This window comes from Anaerolineae bacterium (genome assembly GCA_011176535.1).
Lineage (GTDB): Bacteria > Chloroflexota > Anaerolineae > Anaerolineales > DRMV01 > DUEP01.
The window spans coordinates 1-10,497 of the sequence record DUEP01000025.1 but is presented as its reverse complement, the minus strand read 5'-3'; the positions used below and the strand labels follow the sequence as shown (position 1 = coordinate 10,497).

The 10,497-nt window shown below is 63.5% G+C and carries 10 protein-coding genes and 3 tRNA genes; 5 read left to right on the top strand and 8 right to left on the bottom strand.

Translation table 11 applies throughout. The annotated features are described in order from the left end of the window. A partial coding sequence (locus G4O04_04075) for an LCP family protein (GenBank protein ID HEY57701.1) occupies positions 1–1,133 on the bottom strand: 1,133 nt, incomplete at its 3' end. A 96-nt stretch (positions 1,134–1,229) separates the two neighbouring features. Between G4O04_04075 and G4O04_04070 the strand changes: the two genes are divergently transcribed. Both G4O04_04070 and G4O04_04065 read left to right on the top strand, forming a co-directional pair. After that, a complete protein-coding gene (locus G4O04_04070) occupies positions 1,230–3,272 on the top strand; it encodes an ABC-F family ATP-binding cassette domain-containing protein (GenBank protein HEY57700.1) in 2,043 nt (680 codons plus the stop codon). 15 nt (positions 3,273–3,287) lie between these two features. Further along, positions 3,288–4,331, top strand: coding sequence for a hypothetical protein (locus tag G4O04_04065; protein HEY57699.1), 1,044 nt, complete (start codon positions 3,288–3,290; stop codon positions 4,329–4,331). A gap of 69 nt (positions 4,332–4,400) precedes the next feature. Here the strand turns inward: G4O04_04065 and G4O04_04060 are convergent, their stop codons facing one another. Further along, positions 4,401–4,805 (bottom strand): DUF4332 domain-containing protein, encoded by a 405-nt coding sequence (locus G4O04_04060; protein HEY57698.1) that lies wholly within the window; start codon positions 4,803–4,805, stop codon positions 4,401–4,403. Positions 4,806–5,443: 638 nt separating this feature from the next. After that, complete coding sequence (locus G4O04_04055; GenBank protein ID HEY57697.1) at positions 5,444–6,376, bottom strand: GTPase Era; 933 nt, start codon at positions 6,374–6,376, stop codon at positions 5,444–5,446. A 142-nt stretch (positions 6,377–6,518) separates the two neighbouring features. On the opposite strand from G4O04_04055, the gene G4O04_04050 reads away from it, so the two are divergent. From G4O04_04050 to G4O04_04040, 3 genes are all read left to right on the top strand, one after another. After that, positions 6,519–6,591: transfer RNA gene (locus G4O04_04050), tRNA-Phe, on the top strand. A gap of 12 nt (positions 6,592–6,603) precedes the next feature. Next, positions 6,604–6,676, top strand: a tRNA-Gly gene (locus tag G4O04_04045). 76 nt (positions 6,677–6,752) lie between these two features. Then, positions 6,753–6,824, top strand: a tRNA-Cys gene (locus G4O04_04040). A gap of 72 nt (positions 6,825–6,896) precedes the next feature. On the opposite strand, the gene G4O04_04035 is transcribed toward G4O04_04040, so the two are convergent. The 5 genes from G4O04_04035 to G4O04_04015 form a co-directional block, all read right to left on the bottom strand. After that, positions 6,897–7,553 carry a DUF1648 domain-containing protein gene (locus G4O04_04035; GenBank protein HEY57696.1) on the bottom strand — a complete coding sequence of 219 codons (657 nt, stop codon included), beginning with the start codon at positions 7,551–7,553 and terminating at the stop codon, positions 6,897–6,899. A 4-nt stretch (positions 7,554–7,557) separates the two neighbouring features. Beyond that, positions 7,558–7,977, bottom strand: a complete 420-nt coding sequence (locus G4O04_04030) for a GntR family transcriptional regulator (protein ID HEY57695.1) — start codon at positions 7,975–7,977, stop codon at positions 7,558–7,560. Positions 7,978–8,144: 167 nt separating this feature from the next. Beyond that, positions 8,145–8,549 carry an MFS transporter gene (locus tag G4O04_04025; GenBank protein ID HEY57694.1) on the bottom strand — a complete coding sequence of 135 codons (405 nt, stop codon included), beginning with the start codon at positions 8,547–8,549 and terminating at the stop codon, positions 8,145–8,147. Between the two features lie 142 nt (positions 8,550–8,691). Next, positions 8,692–9,522, bottom strand: a complete 831-nt coding sequence (locus G4O04_04020) for an NAD+ synthase (GenBank protein ID HEY57693.1) — start codon at positions 9,520–9,522, stop codon at positions 8,692–8,694. A 2-nt stretch (positions 9,523–9,524) separates the two neighbouring features. Further along, a complete protein-coding gene (locus tag G4O04_04015) occupies positions 9,525–10,388 on the bottom strand; it encodes a carbon-nitrogen hydrolase (protein HEY57692.1) in 864 nt (287 codons plus the stop codon). Positions 10,389–10,497: the final 109 nt, after the last annotated feature.

Genomic DNA, 10,497 nt, shown 5'->3' with positions numbered 1-10,497 from the left:
GTGGGGTACGGGGGGGCGAATAATTGATCGCGGAGTGCGGAGATGGCCTCGATGTCCGGGCGCAGGATGTACATCCCGTTGTAGAAAGCGGCTGTGGTCTGGCCGTGGCCGATGGTCAGGGTCGTGATGTGGTCCTGCCGCATGTTAGCTACGATGCGCGCCCAGGCCACAGCATCCTGAGGGCGGACGTTGGTCTTCAGCGATTGGGTAAGTTCGTGGTAGAGGAAAGGGGCCTGGGCGGTGAGGCGTTTCCACGCCCAGGGCTCTTTCAGGCGGTTGAGCATCCCCATGAGGATGAGGCGCTGGCGGTACATGCGCCCAAAATCGCCGTCCAGGCCGTTGACCGGCTTGGCGCGGCTGCGGGCGTAGGCCAACGCCATCTGGCCGTTGATGGTCTGGCGGCCGGGGTTGAGCCGGATCGACTTGTAGCCTTGGGCCGTCTGGATGTCCACCACGATGGTTTCGGGGATGTCCACTTTGACGCCGCCCATGGCGTCCACGAGTAGCACGAAAGAGCGAAAATCCACCACGGCGAAGTACGGGATGGAGACCCTCAGCAGGCGCTCCACGGTGTGTACGGTCAGTGTAGCGCCCCCCCACTCGCCGAAGTTGCCCTGTCCGATGGCGTAAGCCGTGTTGATCTTGCCGTAACCGAAGCCGGGAATCTCGACGAACAGGTCCCGCGGGATGGAAAGCATGCCCCCGGTTTGCGTGGCGGGCTCCAAAGTGAGCAGGATCAGAGTGTCGGCCCGAGGCGCGCCCCAGTTGGAGTCCCACACGCGGGTATCCACGCCCATCAGGAGTAGATTGACCCGACTGTGGCCGTCCCAGGGTTGAGGCGGGAGGGGGGCGTTGGGCATGGCGGTGGGGAGGGCGGCCAAGGCGGTCGGGTCGATGGGCAACCCGGCCTGGGCCTTTGGTTGGGCAGCGTGGGGCGTTGGGGGCGTGTCCAATGGGGAGGTCCACCAGCGCCACAAGAGCATGGCGGCCACGGCCACGATGAGCACCATCAGCGCGCCGATGGTGCCCAGCGCCAGGTCCAGTTTCCAGGTGGGGCGTGCACGAAATTCAGCCCACCAGGATCGATGCGAGGTGCGCCGTCGGGTGCGTGGGGATGCGGTTGGCGTTCTCATGGCTCTCCCTGAGGCTTGAGTATATCATGCCTTGGCAGCAGGGGTGCAACCTCCGTGCCGGGGCTGCCTGCGGCCTCCCAGGTATAATTAGCCATCATGGCCTTGCTTACTGCACAGAACCTGGCGAAATCCTTTGGGGCGCTGGACCTCTTCCAGGGGGTCAGCCTGAGCGTCCCCAGAAAGGCCCGCATCGGTCTTGTGGGGCCCAACGGCAGCGGCAAGACCACCTTGTTGCGCATCCTGGTGGGTGAAGAAAGCCCCAGCGAGGGGCGGGTGCAACGGGCCAGAGGTTTACGTATCGGGCACCTCCCGCAAAACGCTGACTTTCAGGCGCAGGGCACCTTGTACGACCTGGCGTTGCAGGCTTTTGCCGAGTTGCGCCGCATGGAGGCCCGGCTGCACGAGCTGGAGACGGCCTTGGGAAAGGCCCCCACGGATGAGCGGCTGCTGGCGCGCTACGGTCGGCTCCAGGCCCAGTTCGAGCAGCGGGGAGGGTACACCTACCCGGCGCGTGTGCACCGTGTGTTGCATGGTCTGGGCTTTGCCGCGGAGGAATGGCATCGTCCATTGGCCCATCTTTCCGGCGGCCAGCGCATCCGCGCTCATCTGGCCCGGTTGCTCCTGGAAGAGCCCGATTTGCTCATCCTCGACGAACCGACCAACCATCTCGATTTGCAGGCCGTGGAGTTTCTCGAAGGCTATCTGCGGGCTTTTCCCGGTGCGCTGCTCTTTGTCTCTCACGACCGCTATTTTCTCGATCAGATCGCCCAAACCATCTGGGAGTTGAGCCCCCACGGCATGGAGGTTTACCGCGGCAATTACACGGCTTATTTGAGCCAGCGGGAACAACGCTGGCAGGAGCGACGGGATCGCTTTGTGGCCGAGATCGCCCGGTTGCACAAAGATCTGGATCACATCAAACGGCACATCGCCGGGCAAAACACGGCCCAGGCCAAGGGGAAACTGCGCCGCCTGAGTCGCGCCATCCTGGCTCTGGAGAAAGGCGGTTTGCGGGCTTTGGAAGATGTGGCCTGGAGCCGTTTGAGCGCCGAACTGGATCTCCACGCCGACACCTTCACCGTGGCCGAAGCCGAAGCGCGGCTCAAGGCCTTGCGATTTCCCGATGCGCGCCCGCCACGGCCCAAGATTCGCCTGGGGCATGGTGCCCGTTCGGGAGATCTGGTGCTGCGGACCTACGACCTGGTGGTCGGATACCCCGACGTCCCGCGTCCGCTCTTTCGCGTGCCCGATTTGACCCTGCGCCGGGGTGAATGCGCGGCCCTCATCGGCCCCAACGGCGCAGGTAAGACCACTTTCCTCAAGACTGTTCTCGGTCAGGTGCCGCCCTATGCCGGTCAGGTGCAGTTGGGCGCCTCGCTGCGTATCGGGTACTTCGCCCAAGCCGCCGCCGACCTCAACCCCCGCCATACGGTGCTGGACGAACTGCTCACCGCTGCGCCTCACCTCACCCCGGCCCAGGCCCGGGACCACCTGGCCCGCTACCTCTTCCGCGGCGACGATATCGCCAAGCCTGTGGCCGTGCTCTCCGGCGGGGAGCGGGGCCGTCTGGCGCTGGCCAAACTGGCCCTCAGGGGAGCCAATTTCCTGCTTCTTGACGAGCCTACCAATCACCTCGATATCCCCGCCCAGGAGGCCTTGCAAACCGTACTGGCCGAGTATCCCGGCACGATTTTATTGGTCTCCCATGACCGTTACCTGATTCAGGCCCTGGCGACCCAAATCTGGGAAATCTTGCCTGACGAGGCCCACCTGGTGGTCTTCGCCGGGACCTACGAGGAATACCGCACCCAACGGGCGGAGCTCCAGACCGGGGAGATGCAGGAACAGGAACCCCGAGGTGGTACCGCGCCCCGGGAAGCGGGACCGCCTCAACGGTCCGGCCCCGCTCCGCTGTCCAAGAACGAGCGGCGCAAACTGGAGCGACGCATTGTGGCCCTGGAAGAGGAAATTGGTGCGTTGGAAGAGGAACTCGCTCAACTGGAAGAGCGCCTGGCCCGCCCGCCTGAAGATCCCCAGGAAGTGCGCCGGCTGGGGGAGACTTATGCGACTTTGCAAAAGAAACTGGAAGCCCATTACGCCGCTTGGGAAGACCTCCATCGGCGGTTAGGTGTCTCTTAGGTGAGGAGGTGAACCATGAGGGCTCTCTTACGACGGATGGTAGGGTTGCTTGTGCTGGGCTGGCTGCTCGCCGGCTGCGCCGCGCCGCCCGCATCGCCCACGGCGACGCCTCGGCCGACCTCCACCCCGGTCCTGACCTCGACGCCCACCCCAACGCAGTCCCCCACGCCCACCCTTACGCCGACGCCCACCTTTACCCCCACCCCTGCGCCGGTGTGCGGCCATGTGCGCTCGCTGACCGTGCTCGTCGTGGGGGCTTACCCCAATCTGTACAGCATGGCCGATGCCGTTCGGTTGGTTTACCTGGACTTCGTGGATCCTGCCGTGCGGGTGGTCCCCCTGCCGCGAGATTTGCGTGTGGATCTCCCCCAAAGTGCTCCTTATCACAGCCCGGTGAAACTCAACTCAGCCTACTTCTTGGGTACGAGGAACTTTGTGTGGGATGCGCCGCCGGAATCGGGGGCCTTGCAGTTGGCGGCCACCATCGAGGAGAATTTCGGCATCCATGTGGATCGCTATCTGGTGGTGGGGGCGGAGGGGTTTGCCCGTTTTATTGACGCCATCGGCGGCGTTCCGGTGTATTTCCCCTACCCTCTGCAGGACAAGAACACCCACGCCAACTTCAGCGCCGGGCAGCATTGGCTGAACGGTCGGGATGCGCTCAAACTTGCTCGCATCCGCATGGATAGCAACGACTTTGTGCGCATTCAGCGCCAGTCCTGGTTGCTCAAAGGCGTGCTGAAGAGCCTGTTGCAGAGCGAAACTTTGGAACAACTGCCGCAAATCTTGGAATCCTTCAAGCGGATGCAACTTTCCAATTTGACCGCGGAGGATCTGGCCCGGGCCACCTGTTTGTTGGGAGTGATGGCTTCCCAGAACCACCAACCGGTATTCTACGCTGTGCCCGTGGATTTGCTCACCCAGACGAAAGGCGAGGTGTACATCTGGGCCATTCCCAAGGAGAAGGAAGCCCCTCCCAGCAAAGCGTTTGTGTTGCTTTGGAATGACGCCTACCGTGAGTGGCTGCAACAGGCGTTGCGTGGAGAGGTGGCACCGTGAACCGCCTCTGGGGCAAAAAAAGCGATGGAGGTTTCCTCCATCGCTTTTTTGCCTTTGGGAAGCGGGGGTTCAGTATTCGATGACGCGGGGCAGGGCCTTGGCCTGGGCAACCCAATCCTTGACCATGTCCAGGGTGGGCAAGCGGCGCACCAGTTTTTTGGTGGCGTTGACCTCGATGAGTTTTTGGTACAGGTTGTCAGGGTTGCGCTGAGCCAGTTCGGGCACCGTGTCCACCCCGGCGGCTTCCAGCAAGTCGGCGTATTCAGGGCCGATGCCTTTGATGCGGAACAGGTCGGCATGGTTCACCCATTCCAGGATCTGGCCTTCGCTGAGGCCGGTCCTGGCGGCGAGTTCCTTGCGCCCTTGACGGCTGGCGCCTTTCTTCCAAAGCGCTTCAGTGGTGGCGATCCCGGCTTCGCGTAATTTGGCGGCGTACACCGGGCCGATGCCTTCGATGATTTCTAACCGGGGCATGATCCTCCTCCTTGTCTGGGGATGTTCCGCTCCTCTGGCCGTGGAGCGGTGTGAGAATGATGGGAAAATTATACCAAGAGACGGACGGTTCACTACCTGCGAGACCGTGTACGGCAGAAGGCCCCATCAGCAGGGCGTCTGAGGTGAATATGGGGCGGCGCCCAGGCTGATGCGCAGCGCGCCATCCCTGCTGCCAGGTGCGGATGGTGACCCAGAGCATGGAGGGCGTACAGGCCCACGGCAGTGCGCCGCGCTTTCTGCTCGCAGAGGTGCAGGGCGGTCGCTGGGTTGCGCTAAAAGCGTGTGCTGCTCCACATCGCGATGTGCAGCACGAACCACGGCCCCACGCTGGAGGGGTCTGCCCTGAACCTGGAAAGCACCAGCCATAGGCCAGACGGCTGGGAGAAAGACTCCCATCTTGCCGTGAACCGTTCTCTGGAGGCACAAGAAAATGTGGCCCACAAGGGAAAAAGCAGGGCTAGGAGAAAAACCTTGCTTCCCCATATGCCCAGCCGTGCAAGCACGGCGAGGATGACGCCGGGTTCGGTGAGGTGCCGAGGCACCGACCGCTCTGGGTGGTGGCGGGCCGGTGGCGCATGACCAGCCCCGCGGCCAGGAGCGGCCAAGGGGGAAGGGCATCACGGACGCTCCGGGGGAAGGCGATAGCCGAATCGCCGCAGGGTGCTCGCGTTGTTGCGCCAGTTTTTACTCACCTTGACCCGCAGGTCGAGGAAGACCTTGCGGCCGCTCATGGCCTCAATGGCCTGGCGGGCAGTGGTACCGATTTGTTTCAACATGCTGCCCCCTTTGCCGATGACGATGCCCTTCTGCGAATCGCGCTCGACGAAGAGCGTGGCGGCGATGTACGCGCCGTGCTCGCCGCGTTCTTTGTACTCGTCAATGCGCACGGCGATGCTGTGGGGCACTTCGTCCCGCAGGTGCAGCAGGGCGGCTTCGCGGATGAGGTCGGCGGCGATGTCGCGTTCGTAGAGGTCGGTCAGGGTTTCGTCGTCGTAGTAGGGTGGGCTGACGGGCAGCAAATCGAACAGCAGGGCCAACAGGGCGTCCAACCCCTGGCCGGTGAGTGCCGAGATGACCACCGGCCTGGCCTGGGGTGCCAGGGCTTCGTAGGCCTCGCGCCGTGCCTGAAGGACATCTTCCGCCACGGCGTCGGCTTTGTTAAGGGCCAGCACCACGGGCAGGTTAGGCGCGCCTTCTTGAATGCGCTGGGCCACCAGTTCATCTTCGGGGTGGGGAGGGCGGCTGACATCCACCATGAAGAGCACCACATCGGCGTCTTCAAAGGCCTGCACCGCCTCCCAGTTCATCGCTTTGCCCAATTTGTGCAGCGGTTTATGGATGCCGGGCGTGTCGATGAAGATGATTTGGCCCCGGGGCTCGGTCAGAATGCCCAGTTGGCGTTTGCGGGTGGTCTGCGGCTTGGGGGAAACCGCCGCAATTTTCTGGCCCAGCAGGGTGTTGATGAGGGTGGATTTACCCACATTGGGGCGTCCGGCAATGGCTACATATCCGGCTTTGGTGGTGATTTCGGTGTCCTGGGGAAGAGCCATGGTTTTCCTCCGTGGGGTGGGTGCGGTGTGGTTTTATTCTACCTTATCCCGGTCAAAAGGGGGCCTGGGGTGCGGGGTTGGGCAGAAACAGGTCGCTCCCTTGACAAGGGCTTTTATCACGGTTAAAATCGGGACGCAAGGTGGCGAGGTAGCTCAGTTGGTAGAGCAGGGGACTGAAAATCCCTGTGTCGCCGGTTCGATTCCGGCCTTCGCCACCTAGGAACGATGCGGGCGTAGTTCAGTTGGTAGAACGCCTCCTTGCCAAGGAGAAGGTCGCGGGTTCAAGTCCCGTCGCCCGCTCAGTTAGGGAAGGGCAAATGGCTGAGGGCAGGTGGCACCGTGATCGTGGTCATTTGCCCTCAGCCAAATTTTATCTGGCGACGTAGCCAAGTGGTAAGGCAGGGGCCTGCAAAGCCCTGATTCGCGGGTTCGAATCCCGCCGTCGCCTTRGCAGAGAACAAGCCCCCCAGAGAGWCCTGGGGGGCTTGTGTGTTTTGCGGGGANAGNNNAACACGAGCGCCTATGGRGCCCCGGCGCGGGCTTTCCGCTGGTAGAGCCAGTAGGAGTACGCRATCAACCCGASGGCCCAAAGCAGGGTGGCRGCCAGGGCCACGGTCAAGAGGARGGGCCAGAGCGYGCCCAACAGCCAGAGCAGCGCGATGGCGGCAAGGGYGTAKGCGCCRTGGCGATGCACCTGCYGCCACACCCAGGGGCTGCTYAATGTCCAGGGTGTGCGGATGCCGATGAACCAGTTGGGGCGCGYGTGGAGCAGCAAGCGGGCCAGGGCGGCGAATAGCAGTCCCATGAGGACGCCGATGAACCGGCGAATGTCCCARAGATAGCCCAGRTTCCAGGCGATGGTGTAACCGTGGAGCAGGAGGAGGAAGAGGAGCAACGCCAGCCCGGTCTGGGTGTACACCTCCCAGAAACGCTGCAGGTTTTCGCGCCARGGTTCGATGGCCGGAATCAACCCGAAATACAGCAGGGCRAKGATGGTCAGCGTGAGCGGGCCRATCAGGGTGCCCCACAGGCGRGGCATCCAATCGTTGGGTTGYCCTKCCAGGCCCCAGTGGGTGACCATCTGCGCTGGCATGCGAGGATAGGCCCACCAGGTCAGGCCCCACGCCACCAGCAGCATAACGAGCACACTCACGCGCACACCTCGGGAAAGCCTCATCCCTTCACCTCCTGGGTTGGGTGGTTTGAGGTTCGGAGGGCATTGGAAAGCGTTGCTGGAGGGCCGCTTCCAGGGCCTCTCGGATGGCCGGAGCGTCGAAACCGAACCAGGCGGCCTGCTCGACAAAGCGCCGGGCCAGGTCCTCCAGGGCTTCTTGAGCCCAGGGCTCGGGCTGGGCGTCGCGGACATATGCGCCGCGTCCGTGGCGTAAGGCGATCCATCCCTCCTGGGCCAGCAAGCGGTAGGCCCGGGCCACGGTGTTGAAATGGACGCCCAGGGCCTGGGCCAGTTCGCGTACCGGGGGAAGGCGTTGCCCCGGCTCCAGTTGGCCGCTCTGAATCATCGTCCGCAACTGGTCGCGGATTTGCTCGGCCCAACTCTGGCGGTCGGCCCAGGAAAGGCGAAGACGCGTTTTCCAGTTCATGAGCCCCTCTGAGTGTATCTTTGTATCTCAGTCTCATTGTATCCCCATGGGGGCAGGTTGTCAAGAGGGGGAAAGAAACAAGACGCTGCGTGGGGTGGCCGCGCAGCGTCTTGTATCGTCTGCCTCTCTGGGCAGGGGGAGGGCCCATGGCAAAAGGCGCGCCAGGCTTACCCCGCCCCGGCCAGGATGGGCTCGTCGCCGTTGTAGCGCAGCAGTTGCGGCCAGCGTTTGGCGATCCAGCCCACGGCGAGGATGCAGCCCAGGCCGTCGGTCACCACAGCCAGGGGCGCGCCCAACATCTGGGCCGCCAGCCCGGCTTCCAGTTCCCCCGGTTGCGGCCCGTCGACGAAGAAGATCTGGTTGATGCTGGTCATGCGCCCACGCAGTTCGTCGGGGGTTTGCAACTGACGGATGGTGTTGCGGATGACCATGCTGACGGTGTCGGTGGCCCCGGTGAGGGCCAGCGCCAGGCCCCAGAACTGCATTCGGGACCCGGCCACGGAGACCATCAGGCCCAGCCAAAAGATGACAAAGCGGCGTTCGCGCAAAGCGGGAGGAAAGCCAAAGGTCATGGGCGATCCTTGAAATCCGGGTGTCAAGGTTTTGACCATCCATCGGTGGCACCGGAAAACCCGGATACCCGGCCTGGGGCACGGCAGGTCGCCAGCGCCTCGGCCCATCCCGGCACCGGGCATCTGGGCATCCGGGCACGCTTCAAGTCCCCCAGTCCCTCAAGTAAAGGAAGTCGTAACCGATGGTGCGGTTGCTCAGTTTGGCGATGGGGGGCATCAGCCGCTTGAAGTGATTGCGCCGCACCCGTTCCACCACGGCGTGGACGAAGTCCGGTGTGAAACCTGCCTCGATGCACTCCTCGGGGGTGTAGCGCTTGTCCACCAGCAGGTAAAGCAGACGGTCCACCTCGCGGTAGGTAAAGCCCAGTTCGGCCTCGTCAGTTTGCCCCTGCCACAAATCGGCGGTGGGGGGCTTGCGCACGATGACCTCGGGCACCTCCATGGCCTCGGCCAGTTGCCACACCTGGGTCTTGTACAGGTCGCCGATGGGGTTGATGGCGTAGGCCGAGTCGCCGTAAAGCGTGGAGTAACCCAACAGGATTTCGGTCTTGTTGCCCGTACCCACGACCAGGCCGCCGAAGGCTGCCGACTGGTCATAAAGCACCATCATCCGCGCGCGGGCCATCATGTTGCCCCGTCGGCGTTTGTCCATCTCGGGGAAGCGCTCGAAGTACGGTTCTACCATGGGCGTGATGTCCACTGTCAGCGCGTGCACACCGGTGGCCTCAATGACCAGTTGGGCGTGATCGAGGGAGGCTTGAGAGGAGGTGCGGTAGGGCATCCGCACGGCGAGCACGTTCTCAGGGCCCAGGGCCTCGGCGGCCAAAAAGCACACCAGGGCCGAGTCCACACCGCCCGAAAGGCCCACAATGGCCCGCGAAAGGCCAACGCGGGTGATCTCGCTGCGGATGAACCCGGTGAGAATGCGCCGGGCCAGGTTGGTGTTGATCTTTAGGTTGATTTCGGGGGCCATGGTTACCTCCGGGTGCCGTGCTGGGCCAGGATGCGTTCCAGTTCCCGCTGCATCAACGCGGTGCGTTCATCGCGCAGGAGGGGTAGCCGTGCCCGCACGCGGTGCAGTTCGCGCAAATCCACTTCTTGCAGCATCAGCGCCTCCTCGAAGTAGGAAGCCTGGGTCAGCAAACTCCCGTCGGGTGCAAACACGGTGGAGCCGCCCCAGAAGTTCAGCCCGTCCTCAAAGCCCACGCGGTTGCTATGGGCCACGAACACGGTGAACAGGCTGGCGTAGGCGCGGTTGATGTGTTCCACCCAGCGGGCCGATTCCAGTTGCGGGGCCTCGGTCAGGCCGCGGCCTGGCGAGGCCGAGGTGAAGAGCAACACATCGGCGCCGTCTAGCCAGAGGAGGTAGGGCGGCGAGGCGTGCCAGAAGTCCTCACAAATCAGGATGCCCATGCGCCCGAAGCGCGTATCAAAGGCCCGCACCGCGTCGCCCCAGGCAAAGAAACGCCCTTCGTCGAACAGGCCGTAGGTGGGCAGATACACCTTGTGGTGCACATGCACCACCTGCCCCCCGGAGAGATAGGCGGCGGCAATGTAAAAGCGGCTTCGCGGATCTTCGTCCACGAAGCCCACCACCATGTCCAGCCGCCGACTGGCTTCCAGCAGGGGCCCGAAAATGGGGTCTTCGCCTGTGGGGCGGCGGGCCACCCAGGGGGCCAGGTCCTGCACCACATAGCCGGTCAGCGACAGTTCGGGGAACACGATCAAGTCGGCCCCCTGGGCTTGGGCCTCACGGATGTAGGCCAGGTGTTTCTCCAGATTGGCTTCCACGTCCCCCAGTTTGGTGGCGATTTGCGCCAGAGCCAGGGTGAATTTCATCGTTCGCTCCGCGACCACAAGGTGAGGGCCGTTCCCAGGAGGACCATCCCTGCGGCGGCCCAAAAATCCGCCGGAACCCCGCCCCATCGGAAGACGGGATCGGCTCGCA

Coding starts and splice junctions, on each gene's coding strand:
- G4O04_04070 (HEY57700.1), top strand. CDS start 1,230: ATGGCCTTGCTTACTGCACAGAACCTGGCGAAATCCTTTGGGGCGCTG.
- G4O04_04065 (HEY57699.1), top strand. CDS start 3,288: ATGAGGGCTCTCTTACGACGGATGGTAGGGTTGCTTGTGCTGGGCTGG.
- G4O04_04060 (HEY57698.1), bottom strand. CDS start 4,805: ATGCCCCGGTTAGAAATCATCGAAGGCATCGGCCCGGTGTACGCCGCC.
- G4O04_04055 (HEY57697.1), bottom strand. CDS start 6,376: ATGGCTCTTCCCCAGGACACCGAAATCACCACCAAAGCCGGATATGTA.
- G4O04_04030 (HEY57695.1), bottom strand. CDS start 7,977: ATGAACTGGAAAACGCGTCTTCGCCTTTCCTGGGCCGACCGCCAGAGT.
- G4O04_04025 (HEY57694.1), bottom strand. CDS start 8,549: ATGACCTTTGGCTTTCCTCCCGCTTTGCGCGAACGCCGCTTTGTCATC.
- G4O04_04020 (HEY57693.1), bottom strand. CDS start 9,522: ATGGCCCCCGAAATCAACCTAAAGATCAACACCAACCTGGCCCGGCGC.
- G4O04_04015 (HEY57692.1), bottom strand. CDS start 10,388: ATGAAATTCACCCTGGCTCTGGCGCAAATCGCCACCAAACTGGGGGAC.